Origin of the sequence: Cytobacillus pseudoceanisediminis (assembly GCF_023516215.1) — a bacterium.
GTDB lineage: Bacteria > Bacillota > Bacilli > Bacillales > Cytobacillaceae > Cytobacillus > Cytobacillus pseudoceanisediminis.
Genome location: NZ_CP097349.1, coordinates 4,872,751 through 4,896,039, shown reverse-complemented (window position 1 = coordinate 4,896,039; position 23,289 = coordinate 4,872,751). Strand labels below are relative to the sequence as shown.

Genomic DNA, 23,289 nt, shown 5'->3' with positions numbered 1-23,289 from the left:
GTTACATTATAGCAAAAACTGCGGAAAATAAATGTGTCACTTTCATTATTTATTAATTTCTTTAAAATCATATGTGTCAAGATTAAGTTTAAGGGGAAAATAAAGTAAAACCGGGACTAGGAGGGGAAGGCCAATGGAACAAGCGACTTTTTCTGGAACAGAGCCTATTAATGGAACAGAGGTCTATTATGAATACTACAAACATGAGTCCTCCAGGGATACCCTGGTGCTGCTGCATGGTTTTCTGTCATCCACCTTTAGCTATCGCAGGCTGATTCCTCTGCTGCAAACGGAATTCAATGTGGTATCAATTGATTTGCCGCCCTTCGGCAAAAGCGGAAAATCCCAGCAGTTCGTCTACTCATACAAAAACTTGGCGGATACGGTTATCCGCTTATCAGAAAAGATGGGCTTTGAAAAAGTTACTTTAATTGGCCATTCCATGGGGGGACAGATTGTTTTAAATGTCGCACACTCCAAGCCTGAACTCGTAGACCAGGCAGTATTGCTTTGCAGTTCCGGATATATGAAACGAATGAAGCCGCATATCATCTTTTCAAGTTACATACCTTTCTTTCATCTGTATGTTAAATTATATCTACAGCGCTCAGGGGTAAAGCAGAATTTAAAAAATGTTGTCTACGATCATTCCATGATTGATGATGAAATGCTTTACGGATATTTGTCGCCATTTTTAGAAGACGATATTTTCCGGGCTTTAACCAGGATGATTCGCGATAGGGAAGGCGATATGCCTGCCTCTGCATTGAAGAAAATAGAAACGCCTTGTCTATTAATTTGGGGAGAACATGACAGAGTCGTCCCGCTTCATATCGGCAAACGGCTGAATAAGGATTTAAAACATTCCAAGCTGGTGGTATTAAAAGAAACCGGGCATCTTGTGCCGGAAGAACGGCCGGAAGATGTTCTTCAGCATATCAAGAGTTTTATGAATACCGTTCGGGTACAGGAAAGTGTATAGTATTGTGAATAAAAATGGCAGCCCCAAGGTCTGAGAGCTGCCGTTTTTATCTTAAATAGCACAGGAGCCATTATTCTTTATTTCCAGAAGACGCCCTGAGATTTCTTTGCATTTTTCCAAAGGAATAATTTCCTCAAACGAGAATTCATAAATGGATTGAATCTTCCTGGCCAATTTCATTAAATCATTTAAGTCATGGACTGCCTGGACTGAATCCGCAATTTCAGTATCATAATTGCCCGGCCCCACTCCAAATGGATCCCACTGATCCAGGGTGTAGACAAGCAAGAGATTCGTTTGCTGAATTTCCATGTATATCACCTTTTTATTATTCGGCCGACCGAGCCGCAATATTTTAATTTTTAGCATCAATATCATATCATAGAGTCAAGGTACATAAAAGAATTCTTAAGGCGGTGACAGGATTGAATCGTTTTAATTTCCATCAAAAAATCAGCAGGGAAAATACAGCTTCTGTTAAATGGGATCGGACCAAGGAGGTTTTTGGCAGATCCGATGTATTGCCCATGTGGGTAGCAGACATGGACTTTCAGCCTCCCGAAGAAGTAAAGCAAGCCATTGAAGACAGAATTGCTCATGGGGTCTATGGATATACGTATGCACCGGATTCTACTGCAGAAGCTATCGGACAGTGGCTGAACAAACGGCATGGCTGGAAAATCGAAAATGAGTGGATTCTATACAGCACGGGAGTGGTTCCCTCCATCGCAACTGCCATCCAGGCTTTTACTGAAAAAGAGGATAAAGTATTGCTGCAGTCTCCAGTATATACTCCATTCTTTGAGATGATTAAACAGAATGGGCGCACTGTCGTTAATTCTCAATTGAAACTCGAGAATGGCCGGTACGTAATTGATTTTGCCGATTTTGAAAACAAATTGAAAGAGGGCGTGAAACTATTCCTTCTCTGCAATCCGCACAACCCGGGCGGCCGAATGTGGACAGAAGAGGAACTGAGGAAAATAGGGGAGCTATGTGTTAAATATGATTGCCTTATTCTTTCTGACGAGATTCATTCTGATTTAATTTATAAAGGCCATAAGCATTATCCCCTTGCTTCACTGGATCCGCGATTTGCAGAACTCACGGTCACCTGCATAGCTCCCACAAAAACCTGGAACCTTGCAGGAATTCAAGCTTCAGCTGCCATTATAAGCAATGAGAAGCTGCGGAAGGCTTTTCAGGCAGAACAGCACAAGCAAGGATTCTTCACACTGTCCGCTTTTGGAATTATTGGCATGGAAGCAGCTTACCGCCATGGTGAAGAATGGCTTGATGGTTTGATGGATTATCTGGAAGAAAATAAAAGGACTGCTGCGGAATTTATTACACAACACCTTCCGGGTATTCGCTTGATGGAGCCAGACGGCACATATCTTCTATGGCTTGATTGCCGCGGAATGGGATTAACTGATGCCGAACTGCGCCAAAACCTTTTGGAAAAAGGGAAGCTAGCCCTGGAACCAGGTCCGAAATACGGCCCGGGCGGCGAAGGATTTGTTCGAATGAATATTGCCTGCCCTCATGAAGTATTGGCGGAAGGGCTGGAGAGGCTGAAAAGAGCTTTTGGGTGATAGCGTTTGTGGAGGCACGGCTGAGGCCGTGCTTTTTTGTGTGCTGGGATATCCCGGTTGTCCATACTCTCTTGTTTCTCTTTTTTCGTCCTTAATACTTCTGATTAATTACCATTTTCCTCTCTCCTCTCCTTTTTTCGGTGTTAATCTCTCTGATTAACTACCATTTTCTTTGCACCCCTTATTTTCGGCGTTAATCCATCCGATTAACTACCGTTTTTCTTTGTACCTCTTATTTTCGGCGTTAATCCCTCTGATTAACTACCGTTTTTCTGTGGACCCCTTATTTTTGGCGTTAATCCCTCCGATTAACTACCATTTTTCTTTGCATCCCGTATTTTTGGCGTTAATCCATCCGATTAACTACCGTTTTTCTTTGCACCTCTTATTCTCGGCGTTAATCCCTCTGATTAACTACCATTTTTCTCTCCTCCCCTATTTTCGGTGTTAATCCATCTGATTAACTACCATTTTTCTTTTACACCCTTATTTTCGGCGTTAATCCCTCTGATTAACTACCATTTTTCTCCCCTCCCCTATTTTCGGCGTTAATCCTCCGATTAACTACCATTTTCCCTCCCCTTCTTGTTTTCGGTGTTAACTCTTCCGATTAACTACCATTTTCCTCTTGCCTCTCTTATTTTCGGTGTTAATCCATCTGACCTCCATTCACTTTTTCCTCCCTTTGGCATGCTTGGTAATAAGAAGCCTTCCCCCTCCCCTTTTTTCATAATTTCTCACTAGTATCCTCTGCACCACTTTCCCGGAACCAATACCACCGCACCAATCTACTATTGTATTTGTAGTAATTTTCCTATCCGGAAACAAAACCGCAAATTCCTTTACACTTCTCAGTACTGCAGTATCCACCTTTTCTTTCGATCCACATTCCCCGCAGGTTAAGTAACCTTGAGTAAAGCGGGCTAAAAACGAAGTACACGAACTGCATATAATCCCTTTCCTCAAAAGGTCATAAGTGTATTCTGGAATCCGAACATAGGGATTCTCCTTCAAGCAGCGGGCATTTAACTGTTCAGCCAGCTTCAGGTTTCTCGATTTCGCCGCATTAGGAATAGTTTTTAATTTCTCCAGGAATCGATTAAGCTGCGAAGGAAATACTGCAGGAATATTGATAGGAGCTTGATAAAGCTGAAAGCCGGGATTAATGAATATCAGATGTGATTTGATGGGAAGATGGTAGCCGAATTCTTTAAGGAGGCCCCGTAAAAGGGTTTCGCTTCTTTGCAGCTGGAGGAGGGGATTTTTTATTTCTGTTTTGGATAGCAGGGAATACCATCTTTCATTTTCTATGTAATAGTCCCCTTCATAGTTTTTTACTTCAAAGATGAATATAGTGCCGCCGGCGATAAGGAGAGTATCGATTTGGAAATGGGTATTGCTGTTTTCCAGCAATAGATCATTTAGAATAATGCAAGAGTCTGGCAAGTCCTGAAGCTCCCTATCAAAATGCTGCTCGCCTGCATAGCCCTTCTCTAAATGCAGATACTGATTTTCATTTTTCAAAGGCAGTTCCAGGCGGCGGGACAGAAAGCGGAGCATTTCCAGCTCCTTTGGTTCGAAACGGAGTCTGTTTATCATCACTCACATCCTTTATCAAGATAATTTAATTTTATGAAAATTCCACCTGAACTACAAGCAAAATCCCCTTGGTTATACTAGCAAGGGGATTTATAGTACATATTCAGCAAGCACACTCTGCACTTCGTATATGTTCAAGTTTTTATTAAAATGCTTTTCAATTGGTTCGTCTGATCCTGAGATCCAAATTTTTAATTCGGCCTCCAGATCGAAGCTGCCTGCGGTTTCAATGCTAAAATGGGTGATGTTTTTGTAAGGGATGGAATGATACTCGATTTTTTTCCCTGTGATTCCTTGCTTATCCACCAGAATCAGACGCTTGTTTGTAAAAATGAATAAATCGCGGACGAGCCTATAGGCTTTTTCAACCTGTTCACTCGGGGCAAGGACTGCTGAAAATTCCTCCTGAACCTCATTAATGTCCGCTTCAGATGCATTGCCGATAAAACCATCGAAAATTCCCATTTAACCAACCTCCATTATAAGGTTTAACTCCATTATACGGATCGTTCGGAAAAATTCCCAGTGATAAAGTCTCCCCTGCCAGGAAAGCCTTCAATTATTTATTCTTCTGTTGATTGATCGTCCTGTGCTTTTTTCTGTCCTTCTTCTTCTTTATCTTTTGAAATACGGCCGCAGGCAATGCGTTCTCCTGAATCTCCTGCCGGCTGAGTCATGCCATCATCTGGTCCATCATGGATAACAATGGAAGTCCCTTCCTTTGTCAACAAAGAATTTTTGTCTTCTTTTAACGTGACTTGGGGCGCCATAAAGTCAATCTTAGCCTTGCCGTCATCCTCAACAATCAGGTTGGGAAGATCACCCGCATGTGATCCTTTGGGATGAAGCAGCCCATGTTCCTTATTGTCAGGATTGAAATGATTCCCTGCCGATTTAAAGTCAGGAGGCTCGCATTTTGCTTCTTCATGGATATGGATGGCAAGTTCCCCCGGAGGAAGTCCGCTCAGACCCCCGCTCAACTTTACTCCGCTCGCCTGTTCCTGCACCTTAATTGTCCCTAATGAATCACCTGCAGCGTTAAACATTTCAACTTCCGTATTCGTAATGTTCTCTTCCCCGCAACCGGACAGAAGAAGAACAAAACCAAGCATCAGCGCTTTTTTCATGATTGAATCCTCCATCAAGACATTTTGTCTTTAGTGTTGCCCAATCACTTTATCAATAAACAAGAAAAGCGCAAGCTCCTTGCTCACCTAAGGAACGCAGACTAAGATCGCCTCGTCCTGTGGCAACGTCTGCATGACCCGCATCCTCCCAAAAGCTGTCGCTTTCGGTCATGCGATGTTTATGCTGACGAAGCCTTCCCTGTCCTGCGGGCCTCAGGCATAAGACGGTTCCTGTAAGAAGGCGTTCTTCCTTCTGAAAGGAAACGGCTTATGACCCCGAGTCCCTAGGAGCCGAAACTAGACAAGGTTGTGACCTCGAGGGGGTAGGCTGCTTGCGCTAGACAGTTATCAAAGTTATAATTTCTTAACAAAAAAAGAAGAACAGCTGCTCAGCTGTTCCCCCTTGTCTATTTTGCCTATCGATGCGCTCTTCAAGCTCTTTCGCCTTGGCTGCTTCGCGCTTTGACACACGGATAATTAATCTCATTGTAAGAATGGCCGCAACTAAAAAGATGGCAAACGTTACAGCTGCAGGGCCATATTCTGATTTATCTTCCGGAAAATATAGAAACAGCGACAGTACATACCATTGCAACATCCTAATCAATCCTTTCTGCTAAAAGCAGTGTCCACCCGAATTATTATATCAGCAATGATTACACAGTCCAATGTTTATACACTTATTTTAAAACCTCTATCTTTTCAATGACCACATCTTCCGCTGGCTTGTCCTCTTCGGCAGTTTCAACTTCTGCGATACTGTCGACTACATCCATTCCCTCAACAACCTGTCCAAAAACGGTGTGCTTATGGTCAAGCGTTGGTGTACCACCATTTTCATAAGCTTTAATAATATCTTCCGGATAACCGGCCTTTTCCATTTGCCCTTTCAAGCTTGGATCAAGTCTCGTGTTCTGAACAATAAAGAATTGGCTACCGTTTGTATTCGGACCTGCATTTGCCATTGATAGCGCACCGCGAATGTGAAAGAGCTCGTTGGAGAATTCATCTTCAAACGCTTCACCGTAAATGCTTTCTCCGCCCCTGCCGGTTCCCTCAGGGTCGCCTCCCTGGATCATAAATTCCTGAATGACACGGTGGAAAGTCACCCCATCGTAATAGCCATCTTCACTATGCTTAATGAAGTTTTCAACCGCTTTGGGAGCCTGATCCGGGAAAAGTTTAATTTTAATATTCCCTTTTGACGTCTGCATTTCCACCAGTCTTTCATTTCCCTCAACTTCTTCTGTTAATTGCGGAAAGCTGTCCGGTGCTTCTTCACTTGCCTGGTTATCTGTTTGGCTTTCTTCAGCAGCAGAACCATTTGCCTTGTCCTCTTCTTTTTCAGTGCTTGTCCCGCATGCTGCCAGGATCAGCATCAGAAAAAGAAGCGGTGCTAGAAAACGACATTTCATTTTCTCATCCTCCTATGAAAAAACTAATCATTTTTTAGCTTACCTGATTTATTGAAAATTTGCACTTTGTTTTTTCAAGCTTCATAATAGGGCTAAAGAAAAATGAAAAGGAGAGGTTAGATTGGCAGAAGTAAAGATCGGCGATAGAGTAACAGCCATCTATAAAACAGGCAAGTATATCGGGGAAGTTACAGACATCCGGCCACAGCATTACCTGGTCAGAGTGCTTGCGGTCTTAAAGCATCCAATGCAGGGCGACTTGCATAATCCTAAAGAGGCGGACGTGATGCTTTTCCATGAGCGCCGCGCGCTTGCATACAGAGAGCAGACCAATGTGCCTAAGCAGATGGTAAAGCCCTTTAGTGAAGAAATACCAGATTATAAGGATTCGCTGCAAATAGCTTTGGATAAAATGAGAACGGAGCTGGAAGGAGATTCTTCTCCCTGGGCAGAACAAAGCATAAGGAATCTTGACTCATTGGAAAAGGATTATTTTAAGTAAAATGAAAACAAGCCAAATCATTTTGATGGATTTGGCTTGTCAGGCAAATTTATTAAACAGTTTCGAGAAGTCCACCCGATCGCCAATTGTAGTAGGTTCCGGCTTCTGCAGATATTTCTTATCTTTTTCTACCAATCTGAAAATATTGTAAGTCGTTAAGGCATCATCCAAAGCCCGGTGATGTTTTCCTGTTCCTTCCTTGCCATATTCCTGAACGGCTTTCCATAATCCTGTCTGGTTTTGATCCCCGAAGAAACGCTTATATTCCATCGAAAGATCCACTTCCCTGCCTCTGAACGGAAAGTCAACTCCAGCGTGGGTACAATTATTTCTAAGCACCTTCATATCCATATTTCCCCACGTAACAATCGTGCATGGACGGTTTCTGTTCATATCTATCATTTTTTTCACGAGTTCAAGAAAATCGATGCCCTGGTCTACCTGTTCCTGTGTTATATGCAGAAAGGATTTGCAGCGCTCGGACAATTTCGGAAACCGGACGGGAGTTACATATGAAGAGAACTCTTCACAAACTTGATTGCCGATGACTGATACAATTCCCGCTTCGATAATTTCCGGAAAAAACCCTCTGAAAGCACTGCCTTTCTCAGGCATGGTAAACTCAAAATCAATAAATAGGTATTGGTGTTCCTCCCCCATGTTTTCACCTGCTTTCCATTAGAAATTCACGCACATAATTTCTTATATTATAGCATGAAATATTTCAATTTTCTGAGTAAATTGCATTTAAGCCGGAATTTTTCAGCAGCGTCTGCCTTCTTAAAAAAGCTTAACTCCTCAGAAAAAAAGCCGAAAAATAGGATAGAAGTTTAAAATAACGGAGGCGGATTCCTTTGCGTTCCTGGTCTGGATTTATGATCATCATTCTCTTGCTTCCTATTTTTTCTTTACTGGTATTTGCTGTCTCTGCTGAATCGCAAAAGGTTCAGGGATTTCATGAGCTGCTGGATGAAAAGCTTGAAATAAAAGAAGTCAGCCTGCCCCAGACAAGTTATATTAAAGCAGGCAACGGCCAGGTAATCTCTGAAATGGATCATCCGGTAAACAGAATCAGCCTATCGTCAGGTGACATTTCCCCTTTTCTTAAGGATGTTTTTATCACAGCGGAGGACCAGCACTTTTATGACCATGCCGGATTCGATGTTGCTGCCATTGGACGTGCCCTGGCCATCAACATCCAATCGGATGATATTGAACAGGGGGCCAGCACCATTACCCAGCAGCTGGCTCGTAATATCTTTCTGAATCATGAACAATCCTATAACCGTAAGCTCAGTGAACTCCTATATGCATATGAACTGGAGAGGAAATTATCCAAAGAAAAAATTCTGGAATTGTATATTAACGCAATTTATTTCCATAATGGAGCTTACGGAATTGAGGCTGCTTCCCAGCTCTATTTTAAAAAAAGCGCCAAAGACCTGACCAAAGCTCAAGAAGCTTTTTTGGCTGCCATCCCAAACAACCCATCTTTATATGATCCTATGAAACACTTTAACCATACAAAAGAAAGGCAGGAGCGGCTGATTGATCAATTAAAGGAAGAGCAGCTGATTTCGCCTAAGGAAGCAGAGAAGATGAAAAGTGAACGGATTCAGCTTCAGGTCAAACAAAGAATAGATTTATATCCGGATTATGTTTCATATGTAGAAGCGGAGCTGCGTGAATTAATTTCTGTTAAAGAAGGCTATCAGGATAAGCTCCTAAAAGCAGGAGAGCAGGAAAAAGCATCATTGAGCGCCAAGCTTGATAAGAGAATATCCCAAATAATGGAGCAAGGCATAATCATTGAAACTGCCCTGAACCCTGCCCTTCAGGAAAAGGCTGCAAATTCCCTTAATAAGCGCCTGTCCTACAAGGATGTGGAAGGTGCAGCAGCCGTGATAGATAATGGATCACATGAAATAACAGCGCTTGCAGGCGGAAAGAATTATAAGAAATACAACTTTAATCGAGCTTTCCAGGCATACAGACAGCCCGGTTCCGCTATTAAGCCGCTGCTTGTTTATGCACCATACTTTGAGCACACCAGCGCAGCCATTCATGATCAAGTGAATGCAGGACCTTTCTGCAAAAATGGGTATTGCCCCCAGAATTATGGCGGTGCCCGCTATGGATCGACAACACTCGAAAAAGCCTTTATTTATTCGTATAATACACCTGCAGTAAGACTGCTGGACGACATTGGAATTGAAAATGGTTTTCGTGATTTAGATAAGTTTGGTTTTAAAAAGGTTACAGATAAGGATCATGCCCTTTCTGCAGCTATAGGAGGTTTTACATACGGGATGACACCGCTTGAACTCACATCAGCATATACTGTGTTTGCAAATGATGGTTATTACCAGCCGGCAAGAGCCATCCGTAAAATCACTGACCTGAAAGGAAAATTGCTTTATAGCTGGGATGATTCTAAAACGCAGGTTTGGAGCGAAAAAACGATAGAAAAAGTGAGGAATTTAATGGCCAGGACCGTTCAATCCGGCACTGCACGGAAAGCACGTCTGCCAATTGGATATGCCGGCGGCAAAACAGGAACCACTAATGGCTATCATGATTTCTGGTTTGTGGGCTTGACTGGCCAGTATACAGCAGGTGTCTGGGTTGGAAAGGATCGGCCCGGAAATCTGGCTTCTATCGAATCGGCTTCTCCCCAGCTGCTGATTTGGAAGGATATAATGTCTGATTAAAATGATATGTTTACTTTAAAGGAGGCCCTTTACTGCGGCCTCCTTTTACTATATCGGCAGACTTGCCATGATGCTGTTGTGTATTTTCAAAGAAAGATAGAGTATTCCTGTTAAAAGAGAAGACCAGACCATAACCTGAAAAAAATCACACCAGCAATGCCGGATGCAGTCAATGAAGAACTGGCTTTATAAACAAAGTAACTGAAATAAATAAAGGTAGCGGCCGCAAAAAGGATGGCAATCCCGATATAACTGAATAAACTCAGAAGCGACAAAGCGCCTCCAATAAAATAGATGGCCGAACCTTGCCTCGACTTTGTCAGACTTTCCCCTTCCAGATCTTTAGAAAAGAACAGAAGTGACAGTCCATTGATCGTATCTGCCACCAATTTCAAGGCTGCAAACACCATAAAAAAAGGACCAGGAGGAGGACCGTCAGTGACAGCTTTACGCCGCCTTCTGAAAAGAACTCTAGCATCCCCTGGAAAATTCCTGTCTTTTTCAGAAAATAAACTAATTCCATCTGGGTTTTTAATGCCAGAGAAGTACTAAACAAAATAATCGCCAAAAGCGGAAAATAACTCGTCAGATATGTATTTTTCATTTTTCCCCATCCATATTTGTCTTTCTTTACTCTAGCTATCTATTATCAGTGATTTTCATAATTTTTACAACAGCTTATCCCTTCTGTATATTTTAGTGTTTCCTAGCATAGACATAAACCATATTCTAGTAAATCTTGCATTAAATAGAGAAAAAGGGGGAAGGAAATGAAAAAAGGAATATGCTGTTTTTTGTTTGCCGTATTGCTGTCAGTTCAGTACCTTATGCCTGCAAAAGCTGCTGATGCTGAAAAAGAGTTCGAGGACATACTTGAAGAACAGCTTCGCAGCACTATCCATTATTACAGCGAAGACTCCTTTTCAGTCATTGATGCATACGGGATGCAGGGGCAAGTAACAAAGATTGTTACACCTGATGACCCGCAAACATCAGAAAATGAAGAGGAAACTGAAGAATATTCATCTCACATTGGCATTGTTTTTTTGGAATTAGAACAAAAAAGAGATGGCTTATTTATTTTTAAGAAAAAGATTTCTTTTACTATGATTATGACAAAAATGAATTCCTGACAGCATCCAATGTGCTCGGCAATGAATCAATCAGGGATTTTTTTGAAATGTATGCGGACGATATTGAAAAAAATATTACGCCCTTCTCCAAATTTCTCTTCTTATTCTTTCTTTCCTTCATCATTACGGTCCCTCTATTCATCATGATTTTTCATAACCGCGGCCAAAGTAAACTTTAAAACAGCAGTAAGAGAGGATGAGCCATTTCTCATCCTCTTCTTGTTGTCTGGCTTCAAAAGGAACGCTTAGCCAGCTTTATCATCGCACTACTAAAAGCGGCAGCTTTTGGGAGGAGCGCCTGCCCCTCGAGGGGAGTCCGCTTTTCTTATGATGCTGTCTGTATCCTCACATATTCTCTCGGTTCAAACACCTTCAGCTTTTGCTTATTTTCAGCTTCCATTTCGTAATTTGCCGGTAATAATTCGACCACTTCTTCTTCGTCTGCCGGAATATAGAATTCCCTTTTGGTTTGGTGGTCCAATATCCAGGCGCCTGCAAACAGAAGGGCAAAGATTGTAATGGCTGCTGAAATTTTATGCTTAATCATACACAACACCACCTATGAGTAGTGTGCGTAAATTAATGTTTTTTTATACAAAAATGCTGTTTTGGGAGACATTTTTTCAAAAAATTTTTCCTGATTAATTCGTGTTTCTACCTATTTAATAAGAATGGATAAATCCTTTACTGATAAGGGTTTGAAGAATGCACAGACTTTATTTTTAGGTTATAATTTGTTCTGAGGTGCATGAGCGGATAGTAATGATGATTATGGCACGCCTGTCTTGCCTCCCTTGGCTGGATAATATGGGGGAAGGTGGAAAAACTTTTATTAAGCGCTTTACGTATTGCGAAAAAAGTTTTATACATGCTGCGGAGGAAAAATACAGTTTTCTAAATATACTGAACTGTTAGAAGCCATATAGCCGCTACATCAAGCTGCATACTAGGATACTTTTTCGAGTAACAACAATTAATTTAAAAGGGGGTAATGTTTTGTCTCTGCTTCACCTGGCAATAATTTCACCATTTTTGCTTGCCATCCTTGTGCCTATTGCGTACAAGCTGTTTAGGCAGATACATACGGGTTGGTTCGTACTTCCTCTGCCAATCCTTTTATTCAGTTATTTTATCTCTTATTTATCCATCACCTCCAATCAGCAATCCGTCACAAAATCTTTTGCATGGATTCCCGCTCTTGGGATCGATTTCACGGCAAAAGTAGACGGACTTGGTTTGCTTTTTGCTTTGCTGATCACCGGAATAGGAGCCTTAGTTGTTCTGTATTCCATCTATTACTTGGATAAAAACAAAGAAAAACTGAACACCTTCTATGTTTACTTGCTTCTATTTATGGGGGCTATGCTGGGAGTTGTCCTTTCGGATAACTTGATTGTGCTTTATACTTTCTGGGAATTTACGAGCTTTTCTTCATTCCTGCTAATCGGGTACTGGTACCACAGAGAGAAATCAAGATATGGTGCACAGAAGTCGATGATCATCACGGTTTTCGGCGGTCTTTCTATGCTTGGAGGCATCATACTTCTTTATATGATGACTGGTACTTTCAGCATTTCCGAAATTATTGCTCAATCAGATGAGATATTTTCACATGCATTATTTGTTCCTGCTTTGCTTTGCATTTTGCTTGGGGCCTTTACCAAGTCTGCACAATTTCCATTTCACATCTGGCTGCCGGATGCCATGGAAGCTCCAACACCTGTCAGCGCATATCTTCATTCGGCAACAATGGTTAAAGCAGGCATTTATTTAGTTGCACGTATGAGTCCGGTATTTGCGGAGCACTCGCTCTGGCTCTGGCTCATTGCAGGATTTGGCATTACAACATTATTCTGGGGTTCCTTCTCAGCTGTCAAACAGACTGACCTTAAAGCCATCCTGGCTTTCTCAACGGTCAGCCAGCTGGGGATGATCATGTCCCTTCTCGGCATTGGTGCTGCAGCACTTCACTTCGAAACAGTAGAAGACAGTATTTATACGGTTGCCACTACAGCTGCTGTCTTTCATTTGATTAACCATGCCACTTTTAAAGGAAGTCTATTTATGGTAGCTGGAATCGTAGACCATGAAACCGGCACCCGTGATATCCGCAAGCTTGGCGGTCTGATGAACTTTATGCCGATTACTTTTACTTTGGCGGTCATCGGGACATTTTCTATGGCCGGGCTTCCGCCTTTTAATGGGTTCTTAAGTAAAGAAATGTTCTTCACAGGAATGGTCCGTGTTCTGGAAATGGATATATTAAATTTGGATACATGGGGATTCTTGTTCCCTGTTCTTGCCTGGGTGGCAAGTGTATTCACGTTCATTTACAGCATGATTCTTGTATTCAAAACGTTCACAGGCAAGTTCCAGCCTGAACAATTAGAAAAGAAACCGCACGAAGCTCCAATCGGTATGCTAATATCACCCATTATCCTGGCTTCACTAGTGATCATTATCGGTTTCTTCCCTAATATTATTTCAAACACGCTCATCTCTCCTGCACAGGCCGCCATCATGCCTGTTGAAGGGTATGTGTATGATACTCATATATACTTCTGGCATGGATTTACGCCTGAATTGTTTATGACATTGGGTGTTATTACATTGGGAATTCTGCTTTTTGTCACTCTGCCGAAGTGGAGAAGTGTGTATAATCTTTTCCCTGAGAAATTGGCGCTAAATCGTTTTTACGATTCTATGCTGGAAGTATCACAGAGGGCTTCCTTCAACTTAACAAGATTATATATGAACGGATTCATCAGAACCTATCTTGTGTATATTTTTTCATTTTTCATTGTAGCTTTGGCTACCACACTGGTTCTGAAAGATGCGTTTAAATTTGACACGGAGCATGTGGCCGACATCCATTATGCGGAGGTTCTGCTGGCATTAGTCATCGCTGCTGCATCTGTTTCCATTCTTTTTGTAAAATCCAGAATGACATCCATCATTCTGCTGGGGGCAGTCGGATATACCGTTTCATTGTTCTTTGTTATTTTCCGTGCTCCTGACCTTGCATTAACACAGCTTGTAATCGAGACTATTTCTGTCTCTTTATTCCTGCTTGCTTTCTACCATCTGCCTAAGCTTCGGCATGAGGAGCGGATGAGATTTAAAATGACGAATGCCCTTATTTCTGTCGGGGTGGGTGCGATTGTCACGCTGATTGCCCTATCTGCCCACAGCAATAAGATGTTTCCTTCCATTGCGCAATATTACGTCGAGAATACGTATAAGGAAGCAGCCGGGAAAAACATGGTAAACGTAATACTTGTTGATTTCCGGGGCTTTGATACCATGTTTGAAATTACGGTTCTCGGAATTGCAGCCCTTGGAATTTTCGCTATGATTAAACTTCGCCTGGAAGGAGGAAAGAAAAATGAAAACAAATGATATTATTCTGCAGACCGCTACGAAAGTAGTTTTGTTTCTCATTGTTCTTTTCTCTATCCATATCTTTTTTGCCGGTCATTATACACCGGGGGGCGGATTCGTCGGCGGTTTGCTGACATCGGGGGCAATCGTTCTGCTGCTGCTGGCTTTTGACATGAAAACTGTCTCAAAAATCCTTCCTGTCAATTATATTCACATGATTGCAGTTGGACTGCTATTTGCAATTGGTACAGGGGCGGGAGCATTGCTATTTAATGTCCCTTTCCTTACCCATGCTTTTGGACATGTTGACTTGCCAGTCCTGGGGGACACTTCCCTCCATACAGCTACACTGTTTGACCTGGGTGTTTTTCTGGTTGTTGTTGGCGTTACGATGACCATTATTCAAACGATAGGGGAGGATGAATAATGGAAATATTAATGGCTTTCGTAATTGGTATTTTATTTATGTCAGCTACTTATCTCATGCTGTCAAAAAGCTTGCTTCGCATTATTGTCGGAACCGGTCTTTTAAGTCATGGGGCACATATGCTGATATTAACGATGGGCGGTTTAAAAACAGGATCTGCCCCGCTGCTGGGCGAAAAAGCACCCTATACCGATCCGATTCCCCAGGCTCTTATCCTGACGGCAATTGTAATCAGCTTCGGGGTCACTGCGTTTTTCCTTGTACTGGCATACCGTGCCTACCAGGAGCTTGGCACTGATAATATGGATCGAATGAGAGGAACTGAAGGAAATGATTAACTTTTTAATATTGCCCATCCTGATCCCTTTAGTTACGGGTGTCCTTCTCATCTTCGCCGCTAAGAGAATTATGCTGCAAAGGTGGATTGCAGGCATTTCATCAGTGATTGCAATCATTTTTTCTGCCTTGCTGGTTCAGAAGGTTCGAGTTGACGGGATACAAACGCTGGATGTTTCAAGCTGGGAGGCTCCGTTTGGGATCACGCTTGTTTCTGACATGATGTCAGCTCTGCTGGTGCTGACAACCAGTATAATAGCATTTCTATGCTTGATTTATTCATTTTGGAGCATTGGGGAAGCCAGAGAGAAGTTTTACTATTATGCTGCCTTCAACTTTTTAATTGTTGGCGTGAACGGTGCGTTTACAACAGGAGATATCTTCAACCTTTTCGTATTTTTTGAGGTTATGCTGATGGCTTCCTATGTATTGCTTGTACTGGGAGGAAAGAAGGCACAGCTTAGGGAGTCCATTAAATATATCCTTGTAAACGTTATATCTTCCGCTCTGTTTGTTATAGCTGTAGCCTACCTTTATTCCGTTGTTGGAACACTCAATATGGCGCATATATCCGTCCGCATCAGCGAAGCCAGCCAAGGGAATCCCCCTGGAATCATTACAGTGATTGCTGTGCTGTTTTTAATCGTATTTGGATTGAAAGGAGCCATTTTTCCTTTATATTTCTGGATGCCGGGCTCTTACTATGCGCCGCCTGCTCCTGTTTTGGCTTTATTCGGAGCGCTGCTGACAAAAGTCGGAGTTTACTCCATTACAAGAACCTATACGTTGTTCTTTTATCATGATACTGGCTTTACCCATCAGCTCTTGAGCTTTTTGGCGGTTATGTCGATCATCGCCGGAGTCATTGGAGCAATTGCCTACTGGGATATTAAGAAAATTATCATCTACAATATCATTATTGCTGTAGGGGCGATTTTGTTTGGAGTATCAGCGATGACGACTGATTCCCTTACCGGGTCCATCTTCTATTTGATTCATGATATGATTATTAAGGCGGCTCTATTTTTACTTGCCGGCATCGTTATAGCGATAGCCGGTACAAGCAACCTGCATAAGATAAGCGGGTTGATCAAGCGCTATCCTGGTCTGGGCTGGACCTTTTTCATCGCAGCGCTTGCTCTTGCGGGAATCCCGCCGTTAAGCGGATTTGTTGGAAAGCTTCTAATTGTTAAAGGCGGTTTCGAAGCAGAACATTACTGGGGAGCAGGGATTGTTTTAATGTCCAGTCTTCTTGTGCTGTTCTCAATCATGAAAGTCTTCATTAATGGCTTTTGGGGTACACCTCGCGCCTATAAAGGGGAAGACAAAGTACCTGTCGGCAAAATGATGATTGCCCCGGTTATCCTTGTTGTCATTGCCGTTTTCTACGGAGCCGGCTCGGAGTATGTTTATCCGTATATCTTACAGGCTGCTGAAACTCTTGCAAATCCAGAAATATATATTGAAGCAGTTTTAAAGGAGTATTGAGTATGGCATTTCAAATATTATTAAATGTGTTCCTTGGGTTTATGTGGATGTTTTTAACAGGATCATACGAACCGGTTGCGTTCCTTAAAGGATACCTTTTTGGCCTGCTCATCATCTTTACTTTCAGAAGATTTTTCGATTCACGCTTTTATCTATTAAGAGTTGTGGCGGTAATCAATCTTTTGTTTCTTTTCATCAAAGAGCTTATCTTAGCGAACATCGGGGTGCTCAAAGTATTGTTAAGACCCAAGCTTGATATGCGGCCAGGCATTTTTGCCTACCCCACTGTCCTAAAAAAGGACTGGGAAATTACAGTACTATCGAATTTGATCACACTGACTCCGGGGACATTGGTTGTAGACGTTTCCCCGGATAATAAGATTCTTTACATTCATGCAATTGATATTGAAGATGCAGAGGAAACCATTGATTCAATCAGGAACTCGTTTGAAAAAGCAATCTTGGAGGTGAGCCGGTAATGCTGAATACTATTGTTCTAAGTGCCATCCTTATCATTTCGGCTGCCACCATCGGTTTGATTTACAGAGTGATAAAAGGGCCGACCACACCAGACCGTGTGGTTGCACTTGATGCTATTGGCATAAATCTTGTTGCAATTGTTGCATTGATTTCTATCGCCCTTAATACAAGTGCGTTTGTGGAGGTTATCCTTCTGATCGGGATCCTTGCCTTTATAGGGACCGTAGCCTTCTCTAAATATCTGGAGAAGGGGTTATTATCGAAAATGAACGAGATCGCTAATATTGTCATTATTGTGCTGATTATTTTGGGAGCCTTTTTAAGCCTTGTCGCAGCATATGGTGTTATCAGGCTTCCTGATATCTATACCAGGAACCATGCCGCATCAAAGTCCGCTACACTGGGGGTTATGTCCATTCTGCTCGGAGCCCTGCTGTTCTTTTATGTTAAAGATGGCTTTTTCAATTCCAGAGTGCTGCTCGGAATTATATTCATCTTCATGACTTCACCTGTAGCCGGGCATTTAATTGCCCGGGCAGCTTATAACTCCGGTGTAGAGCTATGGGATAAAAGTGTACAGGATGACTTAAAAGATGCACCACATATGAAAAAGGCAGGCAGCAAGGAACAATAAATGGAAAACCGCAAGAAATCCTCTTGCGGTTTTGTTATTTTTTATTTTCTTTTTATTACGGCCATTGTGCATCTGGATGTGCATATCAGCTTGTCATTTTCATCCGTTATTTTGATATCCCATACCATTGTGGTTCTTCCCTGATGCAGCACTGTTGCGACAGCCGTTACAATTCCATCCTTTTTAGCACGTATATGGTTGGCATTGATTTCAAGCCCTGCAACAGATTCCGCTTCTTTATCGCAAAGTTCAAAAGCTCCTATGCTTGCAACAGTTTCCGCAAGGGCGACAGACGCCCCTCCATGCAGCAGGCCAAACGGCTGGCGGGTGCGTTCATCAACAGGCATGGTAGCAACTACACGGCCCTTTTCAAGTGACACAATTTCCATTCCGAGTGTTTCGATTAATGTATCTTTCAACTCCATTCCCCTATCCCCTTTCCATATGTAAAATGTTGTCATACTATACTTCATTATATAAGAACAAACTATGTATGTCCTGTAGGACAATCAAAAAATAAGAGGTGACCGTCATGAATCGCGTTCGCGAAGGATTAATTCCAACTGTTCTCGGCACCGCTGTTACTGCGGCTGGATATGCAATGAAACAAAACCGCAGAACCAATAACATGTTATCAGATACCATCGTTGGTTTCGGGCTCGCCCATATTGTACTGGGAGCCATCGACCTGGTAGAGCACCGCAATCAGTATTAAATAAAAAAGGCAGCTTTCCAGGCTGCCTTTTTATATTTAAAGTCCCAACCCCTGATCATGCAGTTTTTCTTGCTCCTTCCCGCGCTTTCTTCTGGTGAAGCGAAAAATGAGGAAGAGCAAAGTCAAGCCTGCCAGGCTAAGCAGTAATTCTTTTTCATGTTTGATGATGGCATCAATATGATCTCCAAATACATAGCCGATCGTAAAAGTCACAGACAGCCATAACAGGGCGCCGCTATATGCAAACAAAGCGAATTTTTTAAATGGCAATTTACTGAAGCCGTATAAGAAAGGGAGGAAATTTCTGATACCCGGAACAAAATAACTGAAGGAGAGGGAAAAGGCATGATACTTCTCCATTAGTTTTAAAGAAGCATCAATCGTTTTAGACATTCTTTTACTTTTTTGAAAGTATTTCAGCAATGGCCTGCCGATCAAACGTCCGATTGTATAACAGGTTGACAGTGCAGCCAGGATGCCAAGATAAATGACAATGAAAGCAAGCACAGGGTGAAGTGTTTTTAAAGAGGAAGAAAGTCCAACAGTCATCACGATCAATTCATTTGGCACAGGAAAAATAAAGACCCCTACCCAAAGCCAAAGAAACAGCCCCAAATATCCGTTATTCTCAATAATTTCCAATATCAGTTCCAGTTCCATCCGGGGCCTCCCATCTATGTAAGCAGTGCTCACTTATTTATATTCATTACACTAATATATTCTTCATGCGGTTCTTTTACCCCTTTTCTAATTAGATCAATCCTTATAAAAATTGCCTTTCTAATGCACCTTATGCAAACCCATTTTATCTATGCAGGGTGCAAGCCACATTTTTGCGAGAAAGCATTTCATTTTGTTTTCTCATAGGAAAAGCCTTCGTTTCATATATTGGGAATGCGTGCATTAATTATTAATCGAAAGGGGCAGATCCGGATGTACCCCTATTATTATTTTCGCTACCCAAAGCCTGGATACAACCCTCAGCTTCAAAACTGCTGGAATTATCCGCATGCATATCAGTCTTATTATCATCCTGTCCATTTCTATAGAACCTTTCCAGCTGTCGATCCTCAAATGTTCATGAGCTCCGCTAAAAAATGGAAGTCCTCATGAGGGACGCCAGTACATTGCTTGTAAATATGGCAGAGTCAAAAAAGTTTTCTTATGAACTGATGTCAGCCGCTCAGCAGTCAAAAAAGGATGCAGTCGAAAAAATGATAAAATCAACAGGAATTTCCCAAATTCCTGCGGTGTCCTATACACCTGACGGGCTCAGCCTCCATTTCGAGTCTGATAAGGAGGATTCCCAGAAATGCTGTGATCTTACATTAAAGCTGAGATGGATGTAAGAAAACATAAATAAAAAAGCTCTCAATCAAGAGAGCTTTTACCTGTTCAGCGATAATAAGGGTTTCCATATGGTCCATAGCCAGGGTATCCGCCTCCGCCATAAGGAGCATATGGTGCAGCTGGCGGGCCATAGAATGGCGGCGGAGGGCCGTAAAATGGACGGGGAGCAAATAATGCTGCTCCCAGCCCCCTCCCAGGAAACCGCCGAGCAGGCCGCCGACAAAAGGAGCTCCTAAAAAGAAGAACCTTTCGCCCCCGTTTCTATATGGGCCTCTATAATAATACATGCAGGGTAACCTCCTTAATTTTCAATGCCTTCTCTATTTAATATGCAGATGTCCGCATTTTGAGTGGGCTACTAGAAATGCGGAAGCGCCTTGCCCACCCCGACAAGCACAAGACCGGCCTCACGGAAAGGCGTCCTTTGCCTTTTTGGGAGGATTGGCTTGTGACCTCGAGGGGGTAGGCGCTGGAGCTGGAGAGCATTAGAAAAGCGGAAGGCGCCCGCTTTTAAAGGAACGCAGACTAAAACCTCCACGTCCTGTGGCAACGTCTGCATGACCCGCATCCTGCGGGCCTCAAGCATAAGACGAGCCGGTTAAAAGGCTGTTCTTTAACCTTTTGGACGGATTGAAGAAATGTTGAGGCGACTGCCCAGGGACGTCTAGCATAAGACGGCCCCTGTAAGAAGGGGTTTTTCCTTCTGAAAGGAAACGGCTTATGACCCCGAGTCCCTAGGAGCCGAAACTAGACAAGCTTGTGACCTCGAGGGGGTAGGCGCTGGAGCTGGACAGCATTAGAAAAGCGGAAGGAGCCTTGGTAAAACAAAATCCCCTTAGCCTTTTGGCCAAGGGGATTTGATCTATTAGTTAGCTGCTTTTACTTTAGCAAATGCATCTTCGACAGAAACATACTCATAGCCAAGATCTTTCGCAACCGCTGGATATGTGATGCTGCCGTTTACGACGTTAACGCCAAGCTTAAGTGCTGCATTGTCTTCAATAGCTTTAACAACACCTTTGTTTGCAATCTGCAGTGCGTAATTGATTGTAACGTTTGTAAGAGCAATTGTAGATGTTCTTGGAACGGCACCAGGCATGTTTGCAACTGCATAGTGAACAACGCCATGCTTATCGTAAGTTGGGTTATCATGAGTTGTAATATGATCAACTGTTTCGAAAATACCGCCTTGATCAATCGCCACGTCAACAACTACTGAACCAGGCTTCATTGTTTTAATCATTTCTTCCGTTACAAGCTTAGGCGCTTTAGCTCCTGGGATTAGAACCGCACCAATTACCAGGTCAGCATCTTTAACAGCTTGTGCAATGTTGAAAGGATTAGACATTAAAGTTTGGATGCTGTTTCCGAAGATATCGTCAAGCTGACGCAGACGCTCTGGGCTTAAGTCGATGATCGTAACTTGCGCGCCAAGCCCGATTGCCATTTTCGCTGCGTTGATTCCAACTACACCGCCGCCAATGATGGTAACTTTTCCGCGTGAAACGCCTGGAACACCTGCCAGAAGAATACCCATTCCGCCATTTGTCTTCTGAAGGAATTGAGCTCCAATCTGAGCAGACATGCGTCCTGCTACTTCACTCATTGGAGTAAGAAGAGGCAATGTACGGTTCACTTCTACTGTTTCATACGCAATAGCTGTAACACCTTTTTCAGTTAATGCTTTTGCAAGCTCAGGCTCTGCTGCAAGGTGAAGGTATGTGAAAAGAACCAAACCTTCACGGAAATAACCATACTCAGAAGCTAGAGGCTCTTTAACCTTCATAACCATTTCAGCATTCCATGCCTCTGCAGCTGTATCTACAATAACAGCTCCTACTTCTGTATAATCTTCATTTGTGAAACCGCTTCCAATACCTGCGTCAATTTCTACAAGTACTTTATGTCCGGCTTTTACTAATGCATCAACGCTTGCTGGTGTCGCAGCAACACGATTTTCGTTATTTTTAATCTCTTTAGGTACTCCAATAATCATGGAAAAATCCCCTTTCAATCTATCAAATTGATATTTACTATTGTCAGTATAATAATTTTTGTAAAGCGCTGTCATTGTTGAATTGATAAAATAAAAGAGCCTCCATTTGTGGAAATCTACAAATGGGGGCTCTTCTTTCGATTCTCCGGATTTTAAGTTCAAGATATAAAGAAAGTTTTGTATTTGTATTCTTCAGATCCACTTCCCCGATATCGGTTATCCTCTTTAAGCGATAATTCAATGTATTCATATGGATATGCAGCTTTTTAGCTGTTTCATTCACATTGCTGTCATGATCAATAAAGGCTTCCAGAGTAGCCAGCAGATTGGTCCGATGCTCAAGATCATATTTTTTAAGCTTTTCGATAGCCGGATGCTCATATGGTTCCAGCCGTTTCTTTTCGAGTATGGCATCAAGATAGCGAAAAATGCCAAGCTGCTGATAGCTATAAACATGATGAATCTCTTCGGGAAATTGTTCTTTAAGGCGCAGGACCTGCAGTGCCTCCTGATAGCTTTTTTCAACTTTTTCATAGTGTTGATAAGTTGTTCCAGTTGCCCCGCTAATATAACCAATGCTAAACCGCGTATTCATTTGATCGATGAAAAAACGGATAAATTCTATAAAAGCACTTTCAGAAAAAGCAGGATCTGGAGGCGCTGCCAGAATAATAAATTCATTTCCCATCGCTGCATGAAAGGTTATATGAACCTTTTGGCTCGTCGTGATCAGATAAATGATATTTTGTTCTATTTTAGAGGTAACTTCTTCTTTAAACCTAAAGACAAGTACAGCAAACGGCGATGGCGGTTTAATGCTTAACTCCTCAAACCTTTCTGCAATTTCATCATGGCTTTGGAAATGGCCGGTTAACAGCTCCCAGAAAAATCCCGGTATCCCTCAGCTCTTTTTTCTTTTGGGCGTTTAATCTAAGCATTTCCGTCCTTGCAGACTGTGCAGCAAGCTTAAGCAGGTTCAGCTTGCTTTCTGTCAAGAGGGTTTCTTCTTCAACTGCCCATATGTAGCCTAATACTTCATTATGATTGCGTATGGAAATGGCTACCCGATTTCCAAGTCCTATTTCCTTTATTTCAGGGATTCTAAGCGGTTCTCCGCTTTGCATCAGCTGCGGAATCACACGTTCCTTCCATAAACGATTAATCACTTTTTCAGGAACCTTTCTGCTGATAATCGTTGCAATTCTTGCAGTATCTGTCTGGTCATCATGTGTACTGTAGGCCAGCAGGCGATGGTTAACATCTTCTATTGTAACAGGGCATTCCAGGACATCGCGGATCTTATCTACCAATTCCTCCAGATCACTGAATGCCCTCTTAAACGGATCTTTTTCCATTTTATCATCACCCAATCGTAAAACTCCTTTGAACGGCAATTCACTTTTTCTATCCTATTATAT

Annotated in this window: 28 protein-coding genes and 2 pseudogenes; 14 read left to right on the top strand and 16 right to left on the bottom strand. The window is 42.3% G+C overall.

The genetic code is table 11. From position 1 onward, the window contains the following. Nucleotides 1-133 precede the first annotated feature (133 nt). Entirely contained in the window at nucleotides 134-982 is an 849-nt protein-coding gene (locus M5V91_RS26165) for an alpha/beta fold hydrolase (protein WP_009331639.1), read from the top strand. A 51-nt stretch (nucleotides 983-1,033) separates the two neighbouring features. On the opposite strand, the gene M5V91_RS26160 is transcribed toward M5V91_RS26165, so the two are convergent. After that, nucleotides 1,034-1,294: a DUF1871 family protein gene (locus M5V91_RS26160; RefSeq protein WP_009331640.1), complete on the bottom strand. Its 261-nt coding sequence runs from the start codon at nucleotides 1,292-1,294 to the stop codon at nucleotides 1,034-1,036. 113 nt (nucleotides 1,295-1,407) lie between these two features. On the opposite strand from M5V91_RS26160, the gene M5V91_RS26155 reads away from it, so the two are divergent. After that, nucleotides 1,408-2,577, top strand: coding sequence for a MalY/PatB family protein (locus M5V91_RS26155; RefSeq protein ID WP_251156293.1), 1,170 nt, complete (start codon nucleotides 1,408-1,410; stop codon nucleotides 2,575-2,577). Between the two features lie 669 nt (nucleotides 2,578-3,246). Here M5V91_RS26155 and M5V91_RS26150 read toward each other — a convergent pair. From M5V91_RS26150 to M5V91_RS26130, 5 genes are all read right to left on the bottom strand, one after another. After that, on the bottom strand, nucleotides 3,247-4,176 hold the full coding sequence (locus M5V91_RS26150) for a nuclease-related domain-containing protein (protein WP_284521597.1): 930 nt from the start codon (nucleotides 4,174-4,176) through the stop codon (nucleotides 3,247-3,249). 90 nt (nucleotides 4,177-4,266) lie between these two features. Beyond that, a complete protein-coding gene (locus M5V91_RS26145; RefSeq protein ID WP_009331643.1) occupies nucleotides 4,267-4,641 on the bottom strand; it encodes a PH domain-containing protein in 375 nt (124 codons plus the stop codon). Nucleotides 4,642-4,739: 98 nt separating this feature from the next. Continuing rightward, nucleotides 4,740-5,303, bottom strand: a complete 564-nt coding sequence (locus M5V91_RS26140) for a superoxide dismutase family protein (protein ID WP_009331644.1) — start codon at nucleotides 5,301-5,303, stop codon at nucleotides 4,740-4,742. A 364-nt stretch (nucleotides 5,304-5,667) separates the two neighbouring features. Then, nucleotides 5,668-5,901, bottom strand: coding sequence for a hypothetical protein (locus M5V91_RS26135; RefSeq protein ID WP_284521596.1), 234 nt, complete (start codon nucleotides 5,899-5,901; stop codon nucleotides 5,668-5,670). An 82-nt stretch (nucleotides 5,902-5,983) separates the two neighbouring features. After that, nucleotides 5,984-6,718, bottom strand: coding sequence for a peptidylprolyl isomerase (locus M5V91_RS26130; RefSeq protein WP_251156292.1), 735 nt, complete (start codon nucleotides 6,716-6,718; stop codon nucleotides 5,984-5,986). Nucleotides 6,719-6,839: 121 nt separating this feature from the next. On the opposite strand from M5V91_RS26130, the gene kapB reads away from it, so the two are divergent. After that, complete coding sequence (kapB, locus tag M5V91_RS26125; RefSeq protein WP_009331647.1) at nucleotides 6,840-7,220, top strand: kinase-associated lipoprotein KapB; 381 nt, start codon at nucleotides 6,840-6,842, stop codon at nucleotides 7,218-7,220. Between the two features lie 39 nt (nucleotides 7,221-7,259). Here the strand turns inward: kapB and kapD are convergent, their stop codons facing one another. Further along, nucleotides 7,260-7,880 carry a 3'-5' exonuclease KapD gene (gene kapD, locus M5V91_RS26120; RefSeq protein WP_009331648.1) on the bottom strand — a complete coding sequence of 207 codons (621 nt, stop codon included), beginning with the start codon at nucleotides 7,878-7,880 and terminating at the stop codon, nucleotides 7,260-7,262. Between the two features lie 194 nt (nucleotides 7,881-8,074). Between kapD and M5V91_RS26115 the strand changes: the two genes are divergently transcribed. Beyond that, nucleotides 8,075-9,931, top strand: a complete 1,857-nt coding sequence (locus M5V91_RS26115; protein WP_251175031.1) for a transglycosylase domain-containing protein — start codon at nucleotides 8,075-8,077, stop codon at nucleotides 9,929-9,931. Nucleotides 9,932-9,979: 48 nt separating this feature from the next. On the opposite strand, the gene M5V91_RS30755 is transcribed toward M5V91_RS26115, so the two are convergent. Together M5V91_RS30755 and M5V91_RS26110 are read right to left on the bottom strand one after the other, a co-directional pair. Then, nucleotides 9,980-10,063, bottom strand: a complete 84-nt coding sequence (locus tag M5V91_RS30755) for a DUF5366 family protein (RefSeq protein WP_369426005.1) — start codon at nucleotides 10,061-10,063, stop codon at nucleotides 9,980-9,982. Continuing rightward, nucleotides 10,042-10,409 (bottom strand): annotated as a pseudogene (locus M5V91_RS26110) (DUF5366 family protein). The gene M5V91_RS30755 and the pseudogene M5V91_RS26110 overlap by 22 nt, the downstream one beginning before the upstream one ends. Nucleotides 10,410-10,701: 292 nt before the next feature. Between M5V91_RS26110 and M5V91_RS26105 the strand changes: the two are divergent. Then, nucleotides 10,702-11,064, top strand: a complete 363-nt coding sequence (locus tag M5V91_RS26105) for a hypothetical protein (RefSeq protein ID WP_284521595.1) — start codon at nucleotides 10,702-10,704, stop codon at nucleotides 11,062-11,064. 325 nt (nucleotides 11,065-11,389) lie between these two features. Here M5V91_RS26105 and M5V91_RS26100 read toward each other — a convergent pair whose 3' ends face one another. Beyond that, nucleotides 11,390-11,611, bottom strand: a complete 222-nt coding sequence (locus M5V91_RS26100; protein WP_019380053.1) for a hypothetical protein — start codon at nucleotides 11,609-11,611, stop codon at nucleotides 11,390-11,392. Nucleotides 11,612-12,060: 449 nt separating this feature from the next. Between M5V91_RS26100 and M5V91_RS26095 the strand changes: the two genes are divergently transcribed. The 7 genes and pseudogenes from M5V91_RS26095 to mnhG all read left to right on the top strand — a co-directional run bounded on the left by M5V91_RS26095 (nucleotide 12,061) and on the right by mnhG (nucleotide 17,810). Then, on the top strand, nucleotides 12,061-14,463 hold the full coding sequence (locus tag M5V91_RS26095) for a Na+/H+ antiporter subunit A (protein ID WP_019380052.1): 2,403 nt from the start codon (nucleotides 12,061-12,063) through the stop codon (nucleotides 14,461-14,463). Beyond that, nucleotides 14,450-14,872 carry a Na(+)/H(+) antiporter subunit B gene (locus M5V91_RS26090; protein WP_009331654.1) on the top strand — a complete coding sequence of 141 codons (423 nt, stop codon included), beginning with the start codon at nucleotides 14,450-14,452 and terminating at the stop codon, nucleotides 14,870-14,872. The genes M5V91_RS26095 and M5V91_RS26090 overlap by 14 nt, the downstream gene beginning before the upstream one ends. Next, a complete protein-coding gene (locus tag M5V91_RS26085) occupies nucleotides 14,872-15,210 on the top strand; it encodes a Na(+)/H(+) antiporter subunit C (RefSeq protein WP_009331655.1) in 339 nt (112 codons plus the stop codon). The genes M5V91_RS26090 and M5V91_RS26085 overlap by 1 nt, the downstream gene beginning before the upstream one ends. Then, complete coding sequence (locus M5V91_RS26080; protein WP_019380051.1) at nucleotides 15,203-16,696, top strand: Na+/H+ antiporter subunit D; 1,494 nt, start codon at nucleotides 15,203-15,205, stop codon at nucleotides 16,694-16,696. Before M5V91_RS26085 ends, M5V91_RS26080 begins: the two co-directional genes overlap by 8 nt. A 2-nt stretch (nucleotides 16,697-16,698) precedes the next feature. Continuing rightward, entirely contained in the window at nucleotides 16,699-17,175 is a 477-nt protein-coding gene (locus M5V91_RS26075; RefSeq protein ID WP_009331657.1) for a Na+/H+ antiporter subunit E, read from the top strand. After that, nucleotides 17,175-17,375 (top strand): annotated as a pseudogene (locus tag M5V91_RS26070) (monovalent cation/H+ antiporter complex subunit F); the annotation flags it as partial. The gene M5V91_RS26075 and the pseudogene M5V91_RS26070, both read left to right, overlap by 1 nt. A gap of 66 nt (nucleotides 17,376-17,441) precedes the next feature. Beyond that, on the top strand, nucleotides 17,442-17,810 hold the full coding sequence (gene mnhG / locus M5V91_RS26065) for a monovalent cation/H(+) antiporter subunit G (protein ID WP_009331659.1): 369 nt from the start codon (nucleotides 17,442-17,444) through the stop codon (nucleotides 17,808-17,810). A gap of 41 nt (nucleotides 17,811-17,851) precedes the next feature. Here the strand turns inward: mnhG and M5V91_RS26060 are convergent, their stop codons facing one another. Then, nucleotides 17,852-18,235, bottom strand: coding sequence for a hotdog fold thioesterase (locus M5V91_RS26060; protein ID WP_019380050.1), 384 nt, complete (start codon nucleotides 18,233-18,235; stop codon nucleotides 17,852-17,854). A gap of 107 nt (nucleotides 18,236-18,342) precedes the next feature. Between M5V91_RS26060 and M5V91_RS26055 the strand changes: the two genes are divergently transcribed. After that, complete coding sequence (locus tag M5V91_RS26055) at nucleotides 18,343-18,525, top strand: hypothetical protein (protein WP_009331661.1); 183 nt, start codon at nucleotides 18,343-18,345, stop codon at nucleotides 18,523-18,525. A 36-nt stretch (nucleotides 18,526-18,561) separates the two neighbouring features. On the opposite strand, the gene M5V91_RS26050 is transcribed toward M5V91_RS26055, so the two are convergent. After that, nucleotides 18,562-19,185: a DedA family protein gene (locus M5V91_RS26050; RefSeq protein WP_009331662.1), complete on the bottom strand. Its 624-nt coding sequence runs from the start codon at nucleotides 19,183-19,185 to the stop codon at nucleotides 18,562-18,564. A gap of 437 nt (nucleotides 19,186-19,622) precedes the next feature. Here M5V91_RS26050 and M5V91_RS31160 point away from each other — a divergent pair, with 437 nt between their 5' ends. Then, nucleotides 19,623-19,874, top strand: coding sequence for a YuzC family spore coat inner layer protein (locus M5V91_RS31160; protein ID WP_500797314.1), 252 nt, complete (start codon nucleotides 19,623-19,625; stop codon nucleotides 19,872-19,874). Here M5V91_RS31160 and M5V91_RS26045 read toward each other — a convergent pair. From M5V91_RS26045 to M5V91_RS26030, 4 genes are all read right to left on the bottom strand, one after another. Continuing rightward, the gene (locus tag M5V91_RS26045; RefSeq protein WP_284521594.1) at nucleotides 19,854-20,162 is read right to left on the bottom strand and encodes a hypothetical protein; all 309 of its coding nucleotides are present in this window, start codon (nucleotides 20,160-20,162) and stop codon (nucleotides 19,854-19,856) included. The genes M5V91_RS31160 and M5V91_RS26045 overlap by 21 nt on opposite strands. A 578-nt stretch (nucleotides 20,163-20,740) precedes the next feature. Beyond that, entirely contained in the window at nucleotides 20,741-21,871 is a 1,131-nt protein-coding gene (gene ald, locus M5V91_RS26040; protein WP_019380047.1) for an alanine dehydrogenase, read from the bottom strand. Between the two features lie 43 nt (nucleotides 21,872-21,914). Further along, entirely contained in the window at nucleotides 21,915-22,688 is a 774-nt protein-coding gene (locus M5V91_RS26035; protein ID WP_284522310.1) for a PucR family transcriptional regulator, read from the bottom strand. Nucleotides 22,689-22,719: 31 nt separating this feature from the next. Then, complete coding sequence (locus M5V91_RS26030; protein ID WP_284521593.1) at nucleotides 22,720-23,241, bottom strand: hypothetical protein; 522 nt, start codon at nucleotides 23,239-23,241, stop codon at nucleotides 22,720-22,722. Between the last annotated feature and the right edge of the window lie 48 nt (nucleotides 23,242-23,289).